General features: G+C 62.5%; 18 protein-coding genes. 12 read left to right on the top strand and 6 right to left on the bottom strand.

Annotated elements, in window-relative coordinates; translation table 11 throughout:
* A partial coding sequence (locus tag VEK15_18315) for an ATP-dependent DNA ligase (protein ID HXV62660.1) occupies positions 1–1,184 on the top strand: 1,184 nt, incomplete at its 5' end.
* 50 nt (positions 1,185–1,234) lie between these two features.
* Here VEK15_18315 and VEK15_18310 read toward each other — a convergent pair.
* Together VEK15_18310 and VEK15_18305 are read right to left on the bottom strand one after the other, a co-directional pair.
* Positions 1,235–1,741, bottom strand: coding sequence for a hypothetical protein (locus tag VEK15_18310; GenBank protein HXV62659.1), 507 nt, complete (start codon positions 1,739–1,741; stop codon positions 1,235–1,237).
* Between the two features lie 14 nt (positions 1,742–1,755).
* Complete coding sequence (locus VEK15_18305; GenBank protein ID HXV62658.1) at positions 1,756–2,493, bottom strand: methyltransferase; 738 nt, start codon at positions 2,491–2,493, stop codon at positions 1,756–1,758.
* 27 nt (positions 2,494–2,520) lie between these two features.
* Here VEK15_18305 and ppc point away from each other — a divergent pair, with 27 nt between their 5' ends.
* Genes ppc through VEK15_18280 form a run of 5 tightly spaced genes read left to right on the top strand, consistent with a single transcriptional unit; the run spans position 2,521 to position 9,365 of the window.
* Positions 2,521–5,274 carry a phosphoenolpyruvate carboxylase gene (gene ppc / locus VEK15_18300; GenBank protein HXV62657.1) on the top strand — a complete coding sequence of 918 codons (2,754 nt, stop codon included), beginning with the start codon at positions 2,521–2,523 and terminating at the stop codon, positions 5,272–5,274.
* Complete coding sequence (locus VEK15_18295; protein HXV62656.1) at positions 5,271–7,037, top strand: tRNA uridine(34) 5-carboxymethylaminomethyl modification radical SAM/GNAT enzyme Elp3; 1,767 nt, start codon at positions 5,271–5,273, stop codon at positions 7,035–7,037. The genes ppc and VEK15_18295 overlap by 4 nt, the downstream gene beginning before the upstream one ends.
* On the top strand, positions 7,034–7,831 hold the full coding sequence (locus VEK15_18290) for a phosphorylase (GenBank protein HXV62655.1): 798 nt from the start codon (positions 7,034–7,036) through the stop codon (positions 7,829–7,831). The genes VEK15_18295 and VEK15_18290 overlap by 4 nt, the downstream gene beginning before the upstream one ends.
* 44 nt (positions 7,832–7,875) lie before the next feature.
* Entirely contained in the window at positions 7,876–8,397 is a 522-nt protein-coding gene (locus VEK15_18285; protein ID HXV62654.1) for a rhodanese-like domain-containing protein, read from the top strand.
* Complete coding sequence (locus VEK15_18280) at positions 8,394–9,365, top strand: VWA domain-containing protein (GenBank protein ID HXV62653.1); 972 nt, start codon at positions 8,394–8,396, stop codon at positions 9,363–9,365. The genes VEK15_18285 and VEK15_18280 overlap by 4 nt, the downstream gene beginning before the upstream one ends.
* Positions 9,366–9,389: 24 nt before the next feature.
* On the opposite strand, the gene VEK15_18275 is transcribed toward VEK15_18280, so the two are convergent.
* From VEK15_18275 to VEK15_18265, 3 genes are read right to left on the bottom strand one after another with little or no spacing between them, the layout of a single operon-like run.
* The gene (locus VEK15_18275) at positions 9,390–10,793 is read right to left on the bottom strand and encodes an MBL fold metallo-hydrolase (protein HXV62652.1); all 1,404 of its coding nucleotides are present in this window, start codon (positions 10,791–10,793) and stop codon (positions 9,390–9,392) included.
* 2 nt (positions 10,794–10,795) lie between these two features.
* Positions 10,796–12,070 (bottom strand): threonine synthase, encoded by a 1,275-nt coding sequence (gene thrC, locus VEK15_18270; protein ID HXV62651.1) that lies wholly within the window; start codon positions 12,068–12,070, stop codon positions 10,796–10,798.
* A complete protein-coding gene (locus tag VEK15_18265) occupies positions 12,067–13,014 on the bottom strand; it encodes a homoserine kinase (protein HXV62650.1) in 948 nt (315 codons plus the stop codon). The genes thrC and VEK15_18265 overlap by 4 nt, the downstream gene beginning before the upstream one ends.
* 150 nt (positions 13,015–13,164) lie before the next feature.
* On the opposite strand from VEK15_18265, the gene VEK15_18260 reads away from it, so the two are divergent.
* From VEK15_18260 to VEK15_18235, 6 genes are all read left to right on the top strand, one after another.
* Positions 13,165–13,935 (top strand): GGDEF domain-containing protein, encoded by a 771-nt coding sequence (locus tag VEK15_18260; protein ID HXV62649.1) that lies wholly within the window; start codon positions 13,165–13,167, stop codon positions 13,933–13,935.
* Positions 13,936–14,126: 191 nt separating this feature from the next.
* Positions 14,127–14,819, top strand: coding sequence for a hypothetical protein (locus VEK15_18255; GenBank protein HXV62648.1), 693 nt, complete (start codon positions 14,127–14,129; stop codon positions 14,817–14,819).
* A gap of 17 nt (positions 14,820–14,836) precedes the next feature.
* Positions 14,837–15,631 (top strand): hypothetical protein, encoded by a 795-nt coding sequence (locus VEK15_18250; protein HXV62647.1) that lies wholly within the window; start codon positions 14,837–14,839, stop codon positions 15,629–15,631.
* Between the two features lie 88 nt (positions 15,632–15,719).
* A complete protein-coding gene (locus tag VEK15_18245) occupies positions 15,720–15,851 on the top strand; it encodes a hypothetical protein (protein HXV62646.1) in 132 nt (43 codons plus the stop codon).
* An 87-nt stretch (positions 15,852–15,938) separates the two neighbouring features.
* On the top strand, positions 15,939–17,549 hold the full coding sequence (locus tag VEK15_18240) for a fumarate hydratase (GenBank protein HXV62645.1): 1,611 nt from the start codon (positions 15,939–15,941) through the stop codon (positions 17,547–17,549).
* A 269-nt stretch (positions 17,550–17,818) separates the two neighbouring features.
* On the top strand, positions 17,819–18,601 hold the full coding sequence (locus tag VEK15_18235; protein ID HXV62644.1) for a GAF domain-containing protein: 783 nt from the start codon (positions 17,819–17,821) through the stop codon (positions 18,599–18,601).
* An 11-nt stretch (positions 18,602–18,612) separates the two neighbouring features.
* On the opposite strand, the gene VEK15_18230 is transcribed toward VEK15_18235, so the two are convergent.
* Positions 18,613–20,284 (bottom strand): hypothetical protein (locus VEK15_18230; protein ID HXV62643.1); only part of this gene is annotated, 1,672 nt, incomplete at its 5' end.

The following is a 20,284-nucleotide window of genomic DNA, read 5'->3' as shown; positions in this document are numbered from 1 at the left end:
TGGTGGAGGCTTTGGCGACGGCCTCGTCGCTGAACGTGGAGTCCGTGCGACGTGCCTTCATGCTTTCCGGGGATCTGGCTATCGTCGCGAAGACGGCGCGCGCGGAAGGAGAAGCAGGGCTCGCCAACATCGCGATCGAGCTCTTCCGGCCGGTGCGAAGCATGCTCGCGTCGACCGCCGAGGATATCGCTGACGCGCTCCGGACGCTCGGAGTGGCTGCGCTCGAGTACAAGATCGACGGCGCGCGCATCCAGGTTCACAAGTCGAAGGATCGGGTGCGGGTCTACTCTCGACGCCTGAACGACGTCACCGACGCCTGCCCCGAGGTCGTGGAAAGCGTCGAATCGCTTCCCTCGACGCGGCTGGTGCTGGATGGCGAGGCCGTCGCGCTTCGAGCCGATGGGCGGCCACACGCCTTTCAGACGACGATGCGTCGGTTCGGCCGCAGGCTGGACGTGGCCGGGCTGAGGCGTGCGCTTCCCTTGACGCCGTTCTATTTCGATTGCCTTCTGCTCGACGAAGAGAACCTGGTCGACGAACGTTACGAGAAGCGCGTCGCCAGGCTCCACGAAGCGGTTCCCGCTGAGCTCGTCGTACCCCGAATCGTCACCGCGGACCTCGAGGCAGCCCGGAGCTTCTCCGAGGAAGCTGTTTTGGCCGGGCATGAGGGCGTGATGGCCAAGGCGCTCGACGCTCCGTACCAGGCGGGCTCGCGCGGGAAAGCTTGGCTCAAGGTAAAGAGCGCCCACACTCTCGATCTCGTCGTGCTGGCCGCCGAGTGGGGGAGCGGACGACGTCGCGGCTGGCTGAGCAACCTGCACCTCGGTGCCCGTGACCCCGAGACCGGGGCGTTCGTGATGCTGGGCAAGACGTTCAAGGGAATGACCGACGAGATTTTGAAGTGGCAGACGGAGCGGCTCCAGGAGCTCGAGATTTCACGGAACGAGTGGACGGTCCGGGTCCGGCCCGAGCTCGTCGTCGAGATCGCCTTCAACGACCTACAGAAGAGCCCTCACTATGAGGGCGGTCTGGCGCTTCGTTTTGCTCGGCTCAAAGCCTATCGCGAGGACAAGCGGGTCGAGGAAGCCGACACCATCGATGCCGTGCGGGCACTCTACGAAAAGCAGACGGGGGAGAAACTCGCGCCGACCCAGACGCAGCTCAGCCTCTTCGGGGACGAGTGATTCGATTGGCGCACGCCGAACGGTATGCGCCGGACGATGTCGAACCCACGTCAATGCCGCCGGCGCATCGACCAGTGTTCTTTCGGGCTCGCGAGCTGGGAACCGTCGCCGAACTGAAGGGTCTCGACGATCCGTTCCCATGCCGGGACGGCCCAGGCGGCATCATCGTCCCAATAATAGAAGGCCATCAGAACCTGGAAGACAGCATTGCTCCCCACGAGCCACCGTCCTCGGGCGATATTAGGTAGGCCGGTGCGCTTGTCGTTGGAGACGTACTCGTAGTCGCACCAGGCGACGCGGCGAGACGGCTCGTCGAGGCAATGAATCGGCGTCTCGCTGTCCGCCTCTCGCAGCCGCGCCAGGAGCTGGCGAAGCAGTTCCTCCACGGACCCCGCGGTCACATCCTCGGCGTGACGCGTGTATGAGACATCGAGCCGGCACGACTCCGAGGGATCCGAGAGGGTGATCGCGCCCTGCGGACCACGCGCAATCCTCCAGTCTCCCGGGTAAAGGAACTCCACGTTTCCCCGGTCCACCACGATGACTTTCTCGGTCACCAGAAGACACTCTATCAGAGCCGCTTCAGGACGAAATAACGGTTCGGCTCTCCCTCGGGGGCGAACGAATCCCGAAGCTTTAGCCCGAGTCCGTCGACGAGCGCTGTGGCTTCCTCGCCGTCCAGCGCGTGGCAATAGCGAAAGCCCGGCGGCGCGGCGCCCCACGTCATGATGTGGTCGCCGGGCTCGAGCTCTCCCAGATCGAGATCGACGCCTTCTTGCCGGAGGTAGTCATCCCAGCTCACGAGCTTCTTGCGAAAACGCTCGAATTCCACGAAGCGCCAGACGGTTAGCACGAGCCGGTCCTCCACATGTTCCGCGAGCTGGCGAAGCAGCCGACAGCGGTTGGCCGCGCCAGGAACGTGGTGGAGGACGCCGAACAGGACCACGACGTCGAAGCCGCGTCCCTTCAAGGCCCGGGGAACCGAGCTCTCCGAGGCGACGAAGTCGTGCTGGAGAAGCACGGGATCTTCGCCGAGCCGTTTGCGCGCCTCCGAAAGGGCCAATGGACTCGAATCGATACCGACGTAGGTAAAGTCTCTTCCGATCCGCTGCCTGAGAAAAGTTGCGAAACGCCCGTTTCCACATCCCACGTCCAAAACGGAAGGGCGGTTCGGCAAGGGGCCCCAGCGGCCGAGAAGCTCGTCCCAGCCCCTCCAGGGGCGTTCCCTGCTGCGCCGGAACTCCTCGGCCCGGTCGCGGTAGAAGCGGGCGTTGATGGCGTTCAGAGTGAGGACGGTCTGGCGATTCAATAGCGATCGGGGGTCATAATAGGCGGCATGAGTGCGACGGACAAGGACCTTCCCCTGCGGCGCGACATTCGAAGGCTGGGCAATCTCCTCGGCGACACGCTGAAGCGACACGGAGGGCGAGCTCTGTTCGAGATCGAGGAGCAGGTCAGAAGCCTCACGAAGTCGCTTCGCGCGCGGACCGACGCCGCCAGCGAGCGCGAGCTGGTCGAGTTGTTGAAGGGTCTCGAGCTCGGGCGGACCATCGGTGTCATTCGCGCGTTCGCGGTCTACTTCCAGCTGACGAACCTCGCCGAGCAACACCATCGGATCCGCAGGAGACGTCAGTACGCGCAGAGCGAGACGGCACCGCTGCAGAGTGGCTCGCTCGGGGAGCTCTTCACCCGACTCGCTCGAGACCGGGTTCCCGCTCGCGCGGTTCGCGAGGTCCTGGAGCGGCTTTCGGTCAACCCGGTCATGACGGCTCATCCGACAGAGGCGACGCGCCGGAGCCTTTTGGAAAAGCACCGCCGGATAGCCGATCTCCTCTCCGAGCTCGATCGCGCCGACCTGGAACCGCTGGCCGAGGCACGATGCCAGGACGCTCTCGAACGTGAGGTCGAGTCGATCTGGCTCACCGACGAGCTGAGGCGCTTCAAGCCCACCGTGCTCGACGAAGTCGCTTCTACGCTCTACTTCTTCGATACGGTGCTCTTCGATGCGGTTCCCGATTTGCTGGCGGAGCTCAGGCGCTCGGCCAGGCTCATGACGAATCTGGAGCTTCCGCAGGAGCTGGCGCCTCTCCGTTTCGGATCCTGGGTCGGGGGAGATCGCGACGGAAACCCCTACGTCACGGCGGACATCACCTGGGAAACGCTCTGGCGTCAGCGTCGCCTGATCCTGACAAAGTACCTGAGCGCCATCGATGATCTGGGATCGAAGCTCAGCGAATCCCTCCGCCATTGCCCGCCCGAGGAAGAGCTTCTGACCAGCCTTCGTAGGGACTCCAAGCACTTACCCAAAGTCGCCGAGCGAGTGGAGAGGATTCACGCCGAGGAGCCTTACCGGCAAAAGCTTGGCTATATCCGTGAGCGCGTCTTTCGAGCCCTCGAGGCCGACCATCGGGTCGGGTATCGGACGTCGGACGAACTTCTTGGCGATCTGGCGCTTGTTCGAAACAGTCTTCGAGCGAATGGCGCCCGCTCGGCGGAGATCGTCCAGCGGTTCATCGATCAGGTCGCGACCTTCGGCCTCCATCTCGCGAGCGTGGACCTTCGGCAGTCGAGCGATCGTCATGCCGACGCAATTTCCGAGATCACGCGTCAGCTCGGCTCGGGCACGGCCTACGGTGATATGACCGAAGCCGAGCGCTCGGCGTGGCTCACCGCCGAGCTGCAGACGCCCCGTCCGCTCGTGGGCCGAGACGCTGTTTGGAGCGACGCGACGGCGGAAACACTCGGTGTCTTCCGCGTGGCCCGCCGCGCGATCGACGAGCTGGGCGAAGGAGCCATCGGGACGTACATCGTCAGCATGACGCACGCCGTGAGCGACATTCTCGTCGTTCTCGCTCTCGCCAAGGAGGCGGGGCTCTATCAGCCTGAGGTCGGGTCCAGGCCGCTGGTTGCCAGCCTTCGCGTGGCGCCTCTTTTCGAGACCATTGACGATCTGCGCGGAGCGCCCCAGATACTGCGAGATCTCATCGCCAACCCGGTTTACGCTCCCGTCCTCCGAGCGCAGGGGAATCTCCAGGAAGTCATGATTGGCTACTCGGACAGCAGCAAGGATGGCGGGATTTTGACCTCGAGCTGGGAGCTCTACAAAGTCCAAGAGGGCCTGTGGAACGTGGCCCGTGAGCGGGGCATCGAGCTGCGTTTGTTCCACGGCCGGGGAGGAACCGTGGGAAGAGGAGGCGGGCCGAGTCACAAGGCGATTCTCGCGCAGCCTCCGGGCACGGTCGCCGGCCGCATCAAGATCACCGAGCAAGGAGAGGTGATCTCGTCGAAATACGGCCTTCCCGAGATTGCGCTTCGCAGCATGGAGCTCCAGACCTCGGCCGTCATCGAGGCGAGCCTTCCCGGCCGGACTAGAGCTTCGCCGCGGTCCGAATGGGTAGAGGCGATGGAAGCGCTATCGGTCGAGGCCCATCGCGCCTATCGGGCGTTGGTGCACGAGACCCGAGGCTTCGCCGAATACTTCGCTCAGGCGACGCCCCTCGAGGAGCTGCAGCACCTGAGCATCGGTTCGCGGCCGGCCCGCAGGAAGAAGCGTTCCCAGGACGTGGCCGACCTGAGAGCCATACCCTGGGTCTTCGGCTGGACACAGAGCCGACATCTCCTGCCCGGCTGGTTCGGCGTGGGCGCCGCCCTCGAGTCGTTCTTGTCGAGAAAGCCCCGGCGCCATCTCTCACTCTTGCGAGAAATGAACCAGGATTGGCACTATTTCGAAAGCACTCTCTCCAATATCGAGATGGCTCTCGCCAAAGCCGACTTCCAGATCGCCCGGCAATACGCCGGACGGCTCGCCCGGCGCGGGCTGAGGTCGATCTTCACGCGGATCGAAGAGGAGTATCATCGGACCTGCCGGGCCCTGCTGCGCGTCACCGAACAGTCCCGGCTCCTCGAGAAGGCGCCGGTTCTGGCACGTTCGATCGAAGTGCGCAATCCGTACGTCGATCCGATGAGCTACCTTCAAGTAGAGCTCCTGGCGCGCTATCGCCGCCGAGGCCAGAAGGCCGGAGACGAGCTGTTGTACGCTATTCTGCTTACGATCAACGGCATCGCTGCCGGGATGCGCAATACGGGATGAGAAGAACTGCCTGGATAGACTACCGGTTCTCGCCAGAGGAGCACGAGCGGGAGCTCGTCGCCATCGTGGAGGCGCTCTCGGTGCTGGCAGCGCCTCGGCCGGGTGACATCGACCGAGTCCTGAGGCGGTATCCCAAGAACGGCCGCTCGTTCTTCTCACGAAGCGAGCTCATCGCCGGCTACCGCCAGCTCGCGGCGAAGTACGGATGGCCTCTCGAGGGCGCACTGGTCGAGAGACTCCGGCTCAAGCCCGTCCGTTCGCTCAGCGGTGTGACGACCGTCACCATACTCACGAAGCCCTTCCCCTGTCCCGGCCGATGCATCTTCTGTCCCAACGACGTCCGCATGCCCAAGAGCTACATCTCGAGCGAGCCGGGAGCACAGCGGGCGGCACACCATCGCTTCGACCCCTACGCCCAGACCTTCGCGCGGCTCCGAGCTCTCGATGCTATCGGCCATCCAACGGACAAGGTCGAGATCATCGTCCTCGGTGGAACCTGGTCGTCCTATCCCGAGCCGTATCAGAGGTGGTTTCTCAAGCGTGCGTTCGACGCCCTCAACGATTTTCATCCGGAATCTGGTGCCACGAACGAGGAAGAGCGAGGCATCGACTTCGAGTCGCTCCGCGACACCGTGGACGGGCGGAGAGGAGAGAATCCTTACAATCGGATCGTATCGGACCATGCGCGTCGCCAGGACCCGGAGGGCATCATTTCCGCTCGAGAGAGCTCGAGCTGGAAGGAGCTGCGCGCAGTCCAGACGATCAACGAGACCTCAAAAGCTCGATGTGTCGGTCTCTCGCTCGAGACCCGCCCGGACCACGTGAGCGAGCCCGAGGTCGAGCGGCTGAGACGCCTGGGGGCGACGAAGATCCAGATCGGTTATCAGAGCCTCGACGACGAGGTCCTCGCGCTCAACGAGCGGGGTCACGACGTGTCGGCGTCACGCCGGGCGACCTGGCTCCTGCGGAGAGCCGGTTTCAAAGTCCAGGCGCACTGGATGGCGAATCTGTACGGCTCGACGCCGCAGAGGGACGTCGAGGACTTCGAGCGTCTGTTCGCGGACGCCGACTTTCGCCCCGACGAGCTGAAGCTCTACCCCTGCAGCCTGGTTGCGACCGCCGAGCTCATGAGCCATTACGAGGCCGGCCGGTATCGGCCCTACACCGAGAGAGAGCTTCTCGAGCTGCTCGTGACTTGCATGGCGAAGACGCCGCCATACTGCCGATTGACGCGCATCATCCGTGACATTCCCGGCGAAGAGATCTGCGCAGGAAGCCGCGTGACCAACTTTCGGGATCTGGCAGAGAGGGAAATGGCCCGACGGGGAATCCGCTCTCGGGACATCCGGGCGCGGGAGATCCGGGACCGCGACGTATCGGCGTACTCCCTCCGGCTTGAGGAAGTCCCCTATCGAACGTCGGCAGGAGAGGAAAGGTTTCTCCAGTTCGTGACGGGTGAGGATCGCATCGCCGGCTTCCTTCGATTGTGCCTCCCGGAGCACGAAACCTTCATCGACGAGCTCCGCGGCGCCGCGCTCGTCCGTGAAGTTCACGTTTACGGAGGAGCCGTTGGCATCGGGGAGCGGGAGGCGGGCCGCGCCCAGCACGGAGGTCTGGGCCGTCGCCTGCTCGAACGGGCGGCCGCTGTCGCACGGGTTCGCGGGTATCCTCGGCTTTCCGTCATTTCCTCCGTCGGAACCAGGGAGTACTACCGCCGCTGCGGTTTCGTCGACGGGGACCTCTACCAGCATCGGATTCTGTGAGCCTGTTTCGCGAAATCGAGAAGCGAGCCGGGGATGCCTTGCTGTCGGGAGCGCTCCAGCCGATCCCCTCGCGTATGGAAATCGTCGAGGACGCCGGAGTTCGCTTCACCGTACGTGTCGTCGAGAGCCTTCTGCGCAAGCCACGCGAGAGCAAGGAGAACCCGTTTCTTCCGTACGAGCAAGCTCTGTTCGTCGCCGAGGTCTCGGATACCCACGTCGTCTTGCTCAACAAATTCAACGTGATGCCGATGCACCTCCTCGTCGTCACCCGAGAGTACGAGGAGCAAGAGTCTCTGCTGAGTCGAGCGGACTTCGAGGCCGCCTGGCGCCTGATGCAGGAGCTCGAGGGACTCTTCTTCTACAACGCGGGATCCATTGCCGGAGCCAGCCAGCGGCACAAGCATCTCCAGTACGTTCCTTTTCCGGTGGGCGAGGGGCCCGAGGAAACTCCGCTCGATCTGTGGAGCTCGCACCTTCCCTTCGTTCGCGCGATCGCCGAGCTGAAGCCCGGCAAGAATGACAACCTCATCGAAGGGGCGGAGAGGGCACGAGAGCAGTATCTTTGCCTGCTCCGGAGTCTCGCACTCCCGAATGCAGGCGGACCCTACAACTTGCTAATCACCTCCAGGTGGTTGTGCGTGGTGCCCCGGACGCGGGAATCGTGGCGATCGATCTCCGTCAATGCCTTGGGATTCGCAGGCGCTCTCCTGGCGCGAAACGATAGCGAGCTCGCGGCGATTCGTCAGGTGGGTCCGTTTTCGATATTGGAGCAGGTCGGGGTTCGATCTCTATAAATCGTTTGACCACTCCTTGCCTGGCGTCTAGCATCGGTGTGCGCATGCGTGTCGTGCTCTCGACCATGTTGGGTATTCTCATGAGCTGCCAACCCTCGACGCCAAACGACATGGCGGCGGTCAAACGATGGGTTCGCGCCGAGTTTCCCGATGTACGGCAGATCTCGGTGGAGGAGCTTGCGAAGCAGCTCGAGGCAGGGGGCGACAACGTGGTTCTGCTGGACGCCCGCGACGAAGCCGAGTACGCCGTCAGCCACCTTCCCGGGGCGATCCGAATCGACCCGGAGGAGATTTCGGCGATGCTCGATGGGCTCGATCGTGACGCCGCGATCGTGGCCTATTGTTCGGTCGGCTACAGGTCGTCACAGCTCGTCGAGCGACTCGCGGCGCAGGGTTTCACTGACGTCGCCAATCTCGAGGGTTCCATCTTCGAGTGGGCCAATCGGGACCTGCCGCTCGAGCGCGAGGGATTGCGGGTGCGCGAGGTTCACCCGTTCGACGAGAAATGGGGTCGGCTTCTCCGTGAGGAGCTTCGTGCCTACGAGCCCAGGACCGACCTCCGGTGAGCCGCGTGCTACTATGGGCGCCGGAGCTCAAAATGCTCGCAGCAGTCTGGCTCGTCGTCGCTTCGGGCTCCGCGGTGTCCGGAGCACCGAGCGGCGCGGAGCAATGTCCCACCGATCGGATCCAGTTTGCGGTATCGGTCGAGACGGTGACGCTAGACGTCGTGGTCGTCGACGCGAGGGGGCGCTTCGTCCCGAATCTGAAGGCGGAGAGCTTCGAAGTCTTCGAGGACGGTGAACCGCAGGAGCTATCGTTCTTCACGTCGCAGTTCACGCCAGTCAAGACGATGCTGCTCCTCGACTCATCCTCGAGCATCCGTTCGAACTTGAGCGCGATTCAGACCGCTGGTTATCTCTTCGTGAGAAACCTCAGCGAGGGGGATACCGCCCGGATCGGACTATTCAACAGCGAGGTCCGTTTCGGCGCGGGTTTCACCGACGACGTGAACGAGCATTTCCAGATACTTCGTTCCATGAAGCCCGCGGGCAAGACGGCGCTCTACGATGCCTTGCTCGCGGCGCTCGCCGAGCTCGATCGACTCGACGGGCGCAGGTCTCTCCTCTTGTTCACCGACGGGGACGACGCGGGACCGGCGGAACAGGGAAGCACGGCGACGATGGAACAGGCTCTCGAGAGCGCGAAGCTCTCCGAGGTCACCATTTACACCGTTGGATTCACTGGATGGGGCCCGGAGGGGAGTGACAGCGTGAACCGTCCGTTCCTGACGTCGCTCGCGGAATCGACCGGCGGGAGGGCCTTCTTTCCCGAGGATGTCGAGCAGGTCAAGGATGCTTTCGCCGAAGTTCAGGAAGACCTTCATCGTCACTACCGTCTCGCTTACATGCCTTCGCGCGGACTCGCTAACGAGGACGCGGCCTGGCGCCAGCTTCGGGTGAACGTGAAGGACCGACTCGATTTGAGGGTACGTACCCGCCAGGGATACTACCCGCGAAAGGGAAGCGCGAAATAGCTCGCGGCGCGCTCGGGCGGGCCGCTACTCGTTCAGCATTGCCGAGAGATCGAACGACTCCCCCATCTTGGGAACGAAAATTCGCCGAGCGAGCTTCTTCTGCTGGAGGAGTTTCTTGAAGGAGAGCGCCGAGTCGGGCTCGCCGTGGGTGATGAAGGCGACCCGGGGCGCGCGGTCTGCCGTCTGGATCCATCGAAGGAGCTCTTTCCGGTCCGCATGAGCGGACAGGCCGCTTACCTGAATGAACGAAGCTCGAACCGGGACGTCCTCGCCGTGTATCCGCACGCTATCGGCTCCTTCCGCCATGTGGCGGCCACGCGTGCCCGCTGCCTGAAAGCCCACCAGAACGACGAGGTTGTTTCGGCTCGGCAGCAGGCGTTTCAAATGGTGAAGGACCCTGCCCCCGGTGAGCATGCCGCTCGACGAGATGATGATCCTTGGACCGCTCAGCGCGTTCAGCCGTTTGGATTCTTCGACCGACCGATGAAACTGGACGTTGGTCGGGAACAAACGACTGCGGCCGTCCTCGGTCAAGCCTCCGTCGAGACTGAGGTCGCGAAGGTGGCGGCTGTAGATTCGGGTGGCGTCGACCGCCATGGGGCTGTCGATATGGATGGGGACGTCAGGAAGACGGCCGGCTCGCATGAGCTCACGAAGGATCAGCGTCACGAGCTGTGAGCGTCCTACGGCAAACGAGGGGATCAACACCGTTCCCTTGCGGTCGATGCAAGCCAGCAGGGAATCTCGGATTTGCTCTTCCATGGGCGCGGACGGATGCTCTCGGTCCCCGTAGGTCGATTCGACCACGAGCGCATCCGTCACCGGCAGCGGGTCGGGATTCGAGTGCAACGGTGCATCGTAGCGCCCCACGTCTCCGCTGAAGACGATCCTGGACTCCCGCGCTCCCTCGGATAGATGAGCTTCGACCATGGCCGCACCGAGGATGTGTCCCGCGTTCAAGAAGCGCGCCCGGATCCCGCTGGCCGGCTCGATCCAGGCGCCGTAGTCGACCGGCGTGAGGAGCGCGATGGCAGCCGCCGCGTCTTCCGTAGTGTAGAGTGGCAGTGCGGGACGATGTTTGCTGAACCCCTTCTCGTTGGCGAATGCCGCGTCCTCTTCCTGGATCTTCGCTGCATCCATCAGCAGCAGCTCGGCAAGCTCGAAAGTAGCTCGCGTGCAGTAAACCGGACAGGTCAGTCCCTGCTGGACGAGCCGGGGAAGATAGCCGGAGTGGTCGATGTGGGCGTGGGTCAGGAGGACACAATCGAGCGTTCTCGCGTCGAAACCCGGTTCGTTCCAGTTTCTCTCGCGGAGCCGCTTGAGCCCCTGGAACATTCCTGCATCGACCAGCACGCGGACTCCTCGCTCCTGCAGCAGGTAACGTGACCCCGTCACCGTCCCGGCGCCGCCGTGGAAGGCGAGCGTCATGGTCATTTCAAATACCCATAGAGCTCACCGTAATGCGCGTTCATTTCCAACATCTTCTCCTCGAGGCGGTTCAGCGCGGCGAGGCGGGTGGGAAGCTCGATCTTCTCACCGATTGCTCTTGCGACGGTTTCGGCGAACTTCGCCGGGTGAGCGGTTGCGAGAAGGACGAACGGCTCGCCGGTTCGCTCTCTCGCCCGTCGGGCGGCAATATACCCAACGGCAGAGTGGGGGTCCAGGATGTAGCCCGTTCGCCGGTGTACCCATCTCATCGCCTCCAGCGTCTCGTCATCAGTGTGGGCGCTTCCTTCCACGTCCCGACGTAAGGCGTCGAGGGAACCACCGTAGAGCCACAGGATGCGGGCGAAATTGCTGGGGTCGCCGACGTCCATGGCGCTCGATAGGGTAGCAACCGAGCTTCGAGGCTGGAAACGGCCAGTCCTCAGGTACTCGGGTACGACGTCGTTCATGTTCGTGGCGGCGACGAATCGTGTTGCGGGAAGGCCCATTTTCTTCGCGAGGAGCCCGGCGGTGAGATTTCCGAAGTTGCCGCTGGGTATGGAGACGCCGAAGCTCTCGCCCGGGCGCCATTGCGGGACGATGTGAAAATAATAGAAGGTTTGGGGAAGAAGTCGTCCCAGGTTGATGGAGTTCGCGGATACTAGGTGGGTGAGCCTCTCGTCGCTAAAGGCCTGCTTCACGAGCCGCTGGCAGTCGTCGAATGTGCCGTTCACCGACACGGCGAGGACGTTGCCCCCCAGCGTAGTGAAAAGTCTTCTCTGAACGTCGCTGACTCTTCCCCTCGGGAACAGAACGAAGACGCGAAATCCCGGAAGTCGATGAAAGGCATGGCCGACGGCGCTCCCGGTATCACCCGAAGTAGCCACCAGCACCGTCGCCGGCGTTTTCCGAGAACGGGTGAAGTGCTGCATCAAGCGAGCGAGGAAGCGGGCACCGATGTCCTTGAAGGCGAGCGTAGGACCATGGAACAGCTCGAGGACGTAAATCCCATCCTCGATGCGCACCAGGGGCACTTCGAAAGGGAAACTGTCGCGGGTGATCTGCTCGATGACGTCGGCGGGCAGGTCTCGTCCGAAGACGAGCGCTGCGACCCGCGAGGCGGTATCGGCGAAGGTAGGTCCGCGAAGCTCGTCGATGTCGACCTTCGAGACTCGCTCGGGGACGTAAAGGCCACCGTCGGGAGCGGGCCCGGAGAAGAGCGCCCGTCCCAGATCGACCCGGGCCGCTTTGCCGTTAGTGCTCAGGTAGCGAGTCGTCACGAAAGTAATCGCCCACCTCGAGCGCTCACGGGCGAGACGAACAGGTCGGGCTCGGGTGCACCGGCCGAATCGAAGGCGGCCAACATCTTCTTCGAGACCTCGTGGGCAGTAGCGAGCCCGGCGCACAGTGCGAATATCGAGGGCCCGGAGCCGGCCAGGCTGCAGCCGAGCGCACCCGCTCGAAGGGCGGCACTCTTGACTTCATCGAACCGGGGCACGTGGGGTGAGCGAACCGGCTCCGCCACCACATCGACCAGTGCTCGAGATACGAGCGGCAGATTGCTGGAGTAGAGTCCAGCAACCAGGGCGCCCACGTTAGCCCACTGAGTCACCGCGTTCGTCAGCGGAATCTCGTTTCCGAGGAGCCTCCGGGAATCCCGGGTGCTCATCTCGAGATGGGGGTGAAGCACGGCAACGGCCAAGCCGTTCGGCACGGGGAGCTCCACGACATCCACGGGATCGACCGATCGGACGAGGACGAGCCCCCCATAGAGACATGCGGCGGCGTTGTCCGCATGTCCGCTACCGGAGACGACCCGTTCGCTTTCGACGACTGCGGGTAGCAGCTCGTCCTTCGACAGGTCGAGCCCGACGAGGTCGGACACCGCGATGACGGCCGCGACCGCGCTCGCGGCACTGCTTCCCAAACCGCCAGCCAGTGGAAGGCCTTTGCTGACCGTCAAACGTACGCCGGTCGTTTCTTCCAGGCCTTGACTCTCGAGGAGTTTCCTCGCCGCTACCGTGGCGGTATTGAGGTCGGGGTCGCGGGGGAGCCGGCCCGAGTCTCCCTCCACTCTCGAGAGCGACACTCCCGGTTCAACCTGCCGCTCCGCCGTCACGGTGTCTCCGGGTGTCTCGAGGGCGAGTCCGAGGACGTCGAACCCGCATGCCAGGTTCGCGATCGTGGCGGGCGCGAACGCGCTCGATCGGCCCGCCTGACTCATCCGGCGATCTTCGTTGGCGCGGAGTTGGCTGTCGACGACATTATTACGAAGTATAACGCCGCGAGGGCCTTGCGGCCTCTACTCGGCCGCCGGGCCGCGCGCATCCAGGCCAAATTGGCGTAAACTGGATTCAGCGGATTGCCACCGATAATGGTGGAAACGATACCGAAACGTCAGCTCTATCCATTGCTGGGGTTTTTCCTCGCCCTGGGAGCCCCCGGGGGGCTCCTTCTGCTGCGGGGGCTTGCCCTCGGCCGACTCTTGAGTTCGGACTGGGTGATGAGCGAGCTGGCCGATCGTCCCATAACCTATAGCTACATCGCCGTCTCGACAGCTTTGATGTTCGTGGGATTGGGCTTCATCCTCGGCGCGAACGAAGACCTCCTCAAGAAGATGTCGATGACCGATCCGCTCACCGGGCTCGCGAACCGAAGGCAATTCGACGAGAGGCTTCGGGAGGAAGTCGCCCGGGTCGAGCGTTATGGTCAAAGACTCACGCTGATGCTGCTCGATCTGGATGGGCTCAAGAGCCTGAACGATCGGAAAGGGCACGAAGCCGGTGACAACGCGATTCGAGCGGTGGCGCGAACGATGCAAAACAATTGCCGCGCCACCGACGTCTCAGCGCGAATCGGGGGGGACGAGTTCGGATTGATTGCTCCCGGCATCACGATGAACGAGGCGTTGACTTTCGCGGAACGCATTCAGAGGAGTCTTCGTACCGAAGCGAGCTGGGTCGCTTCCGAGCTGCCGCCGCTGACGCTTTCGATCGGAATCGCCGACACGAGCTGCACTCGGGAGCTCGACCCCGACCGGCTGTACGCGGCGGCCGATGGCGCGCTCTATCGGGCAAAGCAGCAAGGTCGCGACCGCGTGCTGATGGCTCCGGTGCAGGAGGAGCGCGTCGCGGAGACCCAATGAGCGTGGGCGGCTAGAGGTCATCACGCTACGAAAAGCTGTGTTGACAATCCCCGGTTTTGCCCGTAGCATGGATCCAATCTCTTTCAACTGAGCCAAAACAGGGGTTCTGCCGGTTGTCTTCTCGGCAAGGGTCCCAAAACGACTTCTGTCGTCGGTTTTCGAGCGAAAGACTAACCAGAGGTGAAACCGAAATGTCTAAAGAGGAAGAAATAGCCAGACTCTGGACCCGCGAGGCCGTTCTCGACGTCGAGAACAAGATCCTCCAGAGCGTGATGTCTGCGCGAACCGCGGAGGCCGCCGAGTCCGCGGTGGCTTTCGCGAGATTCCTGCGTATGTCGGGTCTCGACTCGGAGAATTACCCGCTTTTCCTGAAGATGCTCGAGATCGAGAACCACTGGGTACTCGACGCGCTCATCGGTGATCGAGATCCCTTTCTGCTGCTCTCGACCATCCCTCCGAACGAGTACTTGACCTCGAAGAGTTTTCAGCTGCTGACGCGGTGGCGAGCAGGCGGAATCTACCCCAAGACCCTGGCGATCGTCCTCGGGGTGTTGCAGAACTGCTACAGCTCGCCTCGCGACGGCTACAAGATCTACCGGCTGAGCGTCGCCGATGTGGACAACCTCGGCAAGCACCTCGAGAAGGAGAAAGGCCAGAACGATCCTCGCAACCGCTGCATCCTCGACATTCTCGACCGCATCGGGTCGCTCGAAGGTCTTCGCTGGGACGAATCGATGGAGCAGGTGGCGCGCCAGGCGCTCAAGATTCGCAGCAACTTCTTCGACAACACGAAGGCACTCGAAGACTGCATTCCCCAGGTTCTGTTGGTCAGAGGTGATTACCGACAGGAAGAGATCTCTCCGCGACAGCTCTTCGCCGATTGAAAGAGTGAGGTAAGAAAATGGCAACGCAAACCGCTCCCCTCCGCGCCGACATCATCGGCGTTGGCATCCCCAAGAGCTCCCAGATCTCCGAGATCGAGAATCGGCTCTTGCAAGGCGTCTTCGGCTGCCGGTCTACCGAAGCCGTCGAGGCCGCGATCACCTACGCTCAGTATCTCAGCAGCGTCGGCATCACGCCGGAGAACTACCCCGTCTTTCTACGCATGCTCGAGATCGAGAACCATTGGGTGATCGATTCGCTCATCGGCGACCGAGATCCGTTCCTCTTGCTCTCGGGCGTGCAGCCCAACAAGTACATCCTCGGCCGGATTCTCGCGATGATGACTCGCTGGCACAAAGGGGGAATCTATCCGAAGAACCTATCGGTGATCCTCGGTGTCCTGCAATCGGTCTACAGCTCGCCTCGCGACGGTTACCGCATCTATCCCCTGTCGATCGCGGATGCCAATGCCATCGGCAAGCACCTGGACAAAGAGAAAGGCCAGGACGATCCTCTGAATCGCGCCATTCTCGAGGTTCTCGAGAAGATCGCCGATCTCGAGGACGTAGGAAATGCGGAGATGGAAGAGGTCGCGATCCACGCTGCCTCCATTCGCAACGCTTTCTTCGACGATCACAAGCGTATGGAAGACGTGATCCCTCCGGTGCTTCTGGTGACGGTGAAAGATCGCAAGGAGAGTCCGCCCCGGCGGCTCGCGCACGTCGCGCACGACGGACCGGTCAAGGCGGTCAAAGCGGTGGAATCCCACTCCAAGAAGAACACCGACGAGTCGGATTCTGGCAAACACAACTAGGAGTTCGGCGACGTCGCCGCAAGCGGGATCTGCCCGGCGGGACGAGGATCGTCTCAACGGTCCTCCATCCCGCCGGGTGGATCTCCAGGTGTCCGAAGTCGAGCTCCTTCTCAAGGCCTGTCTCCGATATCGAGCCCGCCTGCCCTCCTATCTCCGCTCGAGCCAGCCCGAGCTCGCTCTCATCGATGAAATCGTGGCGAAATTGAAGAGCGCTAGCTGAGTTCTCGACACCTGGCGGGTCGCGGATGGCTTCGCCCTTTGCTGGTGGCGCTCGAATCTGGCATCGCCAAAAGATAGAGTAGGCGGTGTGACGAGTTTTCACTATCAGCCACTGTTCGAGCTCGGGGAGGATCATGCGCCCTATCGAAAGTTGAGCTCGGATCACGTCGACGAGGTCAGTCTTGCGGGACGCCGCATCCTGACGGTTACGTCCGAGGGACTCAGTGTTCTCGCCGCGGAGGCGATTCGGGATATTTCCCACCTGTTTCGTGCCTCACACCTCGAGCAGGTGCGGGCGATCTACGACGATCCAGGGTCGAGCGAAAATGATCGATTCGTCGCCCTCCAGATGCTGAAAAACGCGAATGTCGCTGCGGGAATGATCCTTCCGTCGTGCCAGGATACCGGCACGGCCATCGTCATCGGCCACAAAGGTCAGCACGTGCTGACCGAGGGGCGAGACGCGGAAGCCCTTTCGCACGGTATCTATGAAACCTACACGAAGACCAACCTCCGCTACTCGCAAATGGCTCCTTTGTCCATGTTCGAAGAGAGGAATACCCGTACGAATCTTCCCGCACAAATCGAGATCTATGCCGACGAGGGCGATGAGTACCATTTCCTCTTCATCACCAAAGGTGGAGGCTCGGCCAACAAGAGTTACCTCTATCAGGAGACACGGGCGATCCTGGGCCCTGACACTCTGGTCGATTTCATCGAGCAGAAGATGAAAACTCTTGGCACGGCTGCCTGCCCGCCCTATCACCTCGCGGTCGTAATTGGAGGGACGTCAGCCGAGCTGAACCTCAAGACGGTGAAGCTCGCGAGCTGTCGTTACCTCGACTCGCTTCCCAAAAGCGGCAACGAGCATGGACGAGCTTTCCGCGACCTCGGACTAGAGGAGGAGATACTGGCCCGTTCGCGCCGGCTTGGAATCGGAGCTCAGTTCGGGGGCAAATACTTCTGCCATGATGTAAGGGTCATCCGCCTTCCGCGCCACGGCGCCTCGCTTCCGGTCGGGATCGGCGTGTCGTGCTCAGCGGACCGACAGGCGCTCGCCAAGATCACGCACGAGGGCATCTTTCTCGAGAAGCTGGAGAGGAATCCGGCGCGGTTCATGCCGGAGGTGGTGGCCGGCGAGCTCTCCCCCGAGGTCGTCGCCCTGGACCTGAACCGTAGTATGTCGGATATACGGGCGACATTATCGCGCCATCCCATCAAGACCAGGCTCTCGCTAACCGGCCCGATCATCGTGGCACGAGATATCGCTCACGCCCGGCTCAAGGAGCGGCTCGACCAAGGGGGTGAGCTCCCGGAGTATTTCAAGAATCACATCATTTACTACGCGGGTCCGGCCAAGACACCGGTGGGCTACGCTTCGGGTTCTTTCGGCCCCACCACCGCCGGTCGCATGGACTCGTACGTGGATTTGTTCATGGAGCACGGCGGCAGCTACGTTACGCTCGCCAAAGGAAACCGCTCTCGGAGCGTGACCGACTCCTGCAGGAAGCACGGCGGCTTCTATCTCGGCTCCATTGGCGGACCCGCGGCGATTCTGGCCGTCGAGTCGATCAGGAAGGTCGAGGTCGTCGAGTTCGAGGAGCTGGGAATGGAAGCGATCTGGCGCATCCAGGTCGAGAACTTTCCCGCCTTCATCGTGGTAGATGACAAGGGGAACGATTTCTTCGCCCAGCTCTGAGCACCTGGCGTGGCGGAGCCGATCCACGCTCAATCGGGAAGCGGCTCTGCCGCAACCGGCACGATAGTGCTCAATCCCGTGGGCGGGACCCGCGATTCGATCGGCGCCACGGCTCGGCCCCACGGCGAGATCGGGTAAGCGCGGGCGCCGGTTGCCGATTCGGGTAAACCCCGCTACGATTGGATCATCCAGAGAAAGCACGAAAATCAGCTCACGCTCGGGCTCCGGCGAGTCTCTCGGGCGGCAGACTGTACTTCGCGGAGATGACCATGGATCTCAGACGGGTAGAAAAACAGCGGACCCAGCTACTTCAATTCGTCCTATTCCTCCTCTTGGTCATGCTTGCCGTCATCAGCTATTCGAGCTTTGCGAGCCGGCAGGAAGGGCTGGTGCCGTGGCTTACGGTCGTGTCCCTGTTTGCCTGCCTCTACGCCATTGGTAAGGAACGACGTCTGCGCGAGCTGGAGAGAAGCCTTAGCCGAAAGCTCGTGGAGGAGCAGGCCAGATCTACCGGGCTGGAGGCTCGTTTGCAGGAGCTATCGGGGCTCTACCGGGCCATCAGCGCGGTGAACTCGGTGGTGGAGGCAGAACGCACGTTCGATACGGTCCTGCGCGCCGCGCTCGATCTCGTCGACGGGAACAGGGGCTCGATCATGATCTTGAATGAAACCCGGCACCTGGTGATCGCAGCGTCCCGAGGAATCAGCGAAACCGTCGTAACCGAGACCCGGCAGCCTATGGGTTCGGGCGTCGCCGGTTGGGTTGCCGAGAATGGCGAGCCCGTCCTTCTCGGTGACGAGCCCGAGGGTTACGAGCGATTCAGAGATCTCGTCCCCCACAAGGAGAAGGTCCACTACGCCATGTCGGTTCCACTCCAGCTGAGGGGCGAGATCATGGGCGTGCTCAACGTGGGAGTTACCAACGAGTCGTCTCGGGACGCCTTTACCGCCTACGACCTGCGAATCACGACGATCTTCGCCCAGCACGCTTCCGTAGCCATCGAGAACGCCCGAATGCGCCTGAACGAGCTCATCGCCGTCTACCGACGCTAGCCCGCTCCCGCTCAGTTCGTCGGTCCCGAGGCCTTCACGCTGCGATAGAAGTCGTCGATGACGGCTCGGAGAGAATCGATCGTCCCATCCGATTCCCGTCGTTCGCGGTCGATTCCCTCGACCGAGCGGGAGAAGTCGTCGATGACCGCTTTCAGGGAGTCGATGGTGCCGGTCGTGTCGGACAACTTCTTGCGGTGGACCTCCAGCTCGTGGTCTCGTTCGGCGAGAATCATCCGGGCTTCGGTGAGCTGTTCGCCGACTGTGCTCAGCTTGTTCCTCAGGCTGGTGATCTCGTGGGTGGCCGCTTTGTAGGATTCGTCGAGGGTTTTCGATCGCTCCACCTGACGGCGAAGAGTCGCGAGCTCGATGGCGAAGTCGTTTGTGAGGGCTTTCACCGATTCCTCGTTCTGAAGACGCTCTCGGTCGAGTCTCGTTTTCCACTCGGCCTCTGACTTCGATGACGCATCCTCCCTGCGGGTGACGAGGCTCTTTTCGAGATCTTCCAACCTGTGCATCCAGTCCCGTTCGAGCTGTTTGGCGCTCTCGTCGTGACCGAGCTGAAGCTCGGCAATGCGTCTCTCGTACCGGTCGCGCGTCGCCTGATGAAGTTTCTTCTCGTGGGCGATTGCATCGATGGCTCGGGCCAACTCCTTTTGGGATTGTTGCTTCAATTTTTCGATCGAGACCCCGAGAAAGTTCTTCTCTTCCTCCATCCGGATCAGCTTCCGTTCAGATTCTTCCTCGAGCGCCCGAAGAGCCTTCTGCCCCTGGTCGTCGCTCTCGGATAGAGCCGACCGATGTTTGGCCTGGATCTGGCCTACCTCGGCCCGGAGGCGGCTGACTTCTTGCATCGCGTCTTCCCGCCGTTGCTCGGCATCTCGAAGAGCTTCGCGCGCCTCGCGGTCTCGTTTGCTCGAGGCCTGTTGATGGGCGTTCTCGAGGGCCGCGATCTGTTTTTCGTGCTGTTGACGAAGGGCCGATTGAGCTTCGTTGGCTTCCCGACGGACCTCGGCAATCCGCTGGGTAGCCTCCTCTCTGGCCTTGTCGAGTGCCTGAATCAGGACATCCTGGCTTTCACGATCGCGGCGGCGTAGCGCTTCGATATGAGCCGCTCGGAGAGAGGAGGTCTCGCTCTCGTGCTCTTTGCGGAGCGCGGCGATCTCGTCGGCGTGCTGCCTGGCGGCGGCATCCAGGTCTTTCTGGAGAGCGGCACGGGCTTTGTCCACTGCCTCACGCGTTAGTTGTTCCTGGTCGTTCACCATGCGGCGGGTTTCGTTCTCGTGAGCCGCCTGCAGAAGTGACATCTGCTCCTGGTGGCGCGCGACGAGGGTCTCGACACGTTCATGCTGCTCGTGCTTCAGTGTCGCGGCGCGCTCCTCGAACCTCAGCCGCTCCGCCTCGAGGAGACGGGCACGGTCTTCTCGGAATTTCTTCGAAAGACCGGCGAGAGCGGAGAACTGGTCCTGCTCGGCCTGCTCCCGGTGTTTGCTGTGGTCGACTTGCAGAGCGGCGGCCTCGCGTTCATAGCGTTCCCGAGTCTCGTCGTGGCGAGCTCGCTCTTCGGTGAGTCGGCCCTCGAGCTCCTGTAACTTGGCGTTGAGCTCGGCCGTCGACTTCTCTGTCGCTTGTCGGGCAGAGTGTAGCTGCTGTTCCAACTGCTGTTTCGCGCCGGCGTGGGCTCGG

The organism is Vicinamibacteria bacterium (assembly GCA_035620555.1).
Taxonomy (GTDB): domain Bacteria; phylum Acidobacteriota; class Vicinamibacteria; order Marinacidobacterales; family SMYC01; genus DASPGQ01.
Note: the sequence above shows the minus strand (reverse complement) of the source record. Positions and strands in the feature narration are given on the sequence as shown.